Annotated in this window: 1 protein-coding gene; it reads right to left on the reverse strand. The window is 72.7% G+C overall.

Going from position 1 to position 1,691, the window contains the following annotated elements; translation table 11 throughout:
- Window positions 1–1,691 (reverse strand): ATP-binding protein (locus tag ACRDP3_RS25125; RefSeq protein ID WP_431519279.1); only part of this gene is annotated, 1,691 nt, incomplete at both ends.

Below are 1,691 nucleotides of genomic sequence, written 5' to 3' on the forward strand. Positions count from 1 at the left end.
GCAGCACCCGGCGCCAGATCTCGGCGCGTTCGCTTTCGCCGGGGAAGGGGAAGTCGACGACGAAGCGGATGCGGCGCATGAAGGCCGGGTCGAGGGCCTTCTTCATGTTCGTCGTCAGGATGGCCAGTCCCCGGTAGGCCTCCATCCGCATCAGCAGGTAGCTGACTTCCAGGTTGGCGTAGCGGTCGTGGCTGTCCTTGACCTCGCTGCGCTTCCCGAACAGCGCGTCCGCCTCGTCGAAGAGGAGCAGGGCGCCGCCGCGTTCGGCGGCGTCGAAGACCTTGCGCAGGTTCTTCTCCGTCTCGCCGATGTACTTGGAGACCACCTGCGAGAGATCGATGATGAACAGGTCGAGATTGAGTTCCCTCGCCATCACCTCGGCGGCCAGGGTCTTGCCGGTGCCCGAACCGCCCGCGAAGAGCGCGGTCACGCCGAGGCCACGGCGCAGCGTCTGCGCGAAACCCCACTCCTGGTGCACTGTGCCCCGCTGCCGTACGTGCGCGACGATCTCGCGCAGAATCCGCAACTGCCGCTCGTGGAGCACCAGATCGCTCCAGCCGGCCTCCGGCTCGATCCGCCGCCCCAGCTCGTCCAGGCCCATCCGGGCCTCGGTGAGCCCGGCCCGCCAGGCGAGTTCGGCGGCCTCCATCTGGTCCTCACCCGGAAGGTCACGGCAGACGGCCGCGGCGGCCGACCGTACGGCATGCGGGGGCAGTGAGAACTGGGCGACCAGGCCGCGCAGATGCTCCTCCTCCAGCTCCGGGACGGAAGCGAACGCGTCGGCCCACAGCCCGAGCTGCTCCTCGTCGTCGAGCGATGGCACGGTGACCCGCTCGCCGCGGGCATGGCCCGTCTGCCGCGGATCCGGGCTGGAGACGATCAGCGGCACGGCGGCACCGGTGACGAACGCGTCGACGGCGGCGGCCTGGTCGCGCTCCAGCTCACCGACCTCCAGCAGGAGTGCGGCGGGCAGCATGATCGCCTCACGCTGCCAGAGGCGGGCGAGGCGGTCGCGCTCGGCCGCGTCGGTGGGAACGTCGTCGGCGGCCATCGTGTAGAGGCCGAGCCCGGAGCGGCGCGCGGCGGTGGCGGCGATGTCCGCGCGGGTGCGCAGGTCACCGCCCACGAGCTCGACGCGCAGGGGGGCATCGGATCCGGAGCCCGACCAGCCCGCACCGACCCGCTCCGCCGCGAGGTCGTAGGAGGCGGGGAGGGAGTCGGGGACCGGTGCCCGGCGCAGCAGCCCGTGCAGCCGGGCGTCGAGGTAGGGGGAGCCGGCCAGGAAGTGCAGGATGCGCTCGTCCAGGCGGAGGCGCGAGGTGGTCAGTCGTGACTCGTCGTCGAGCTCGACAAGCCGCCAGCGCCGCAGGGGTGCCACCGGTGTCAGGGCGCTCCAGTGCGGTTCGGTGAGCGCGGCGAGCGCGAGTGAGAAGGACGGATGGGCGCGCTCCGGGTCGCCGCTCGCCGCGGCACAGCGGCCGGCGGTGGTCGGCTCCAGCTCCGCTGCGGCGGCGAGCAGGACCACCTCGCGTTCGAAGGGGCTGAGCCCGAAGCATGTGGTGAGCGCGTCGAGGGTGGCTGGCGCTCCGGTGTCCACCGGTGCCGTCGCCCGGTGCGGCCCGGCGAGTTCGCGCCCGGCAGTGGAGCGTTCGTCCGGGGCCGGGCGCTCGCCCGTAGCGGCCGGCCGGGAC

Source organism: Streptomyces sp. (genome assembly GCF_050698815.1).
Classification (GTDB): Bacteria; Actinomycetota; Actinomycetes; order Streptomycetales; family Streptomycetaceae; genus Streptomyces.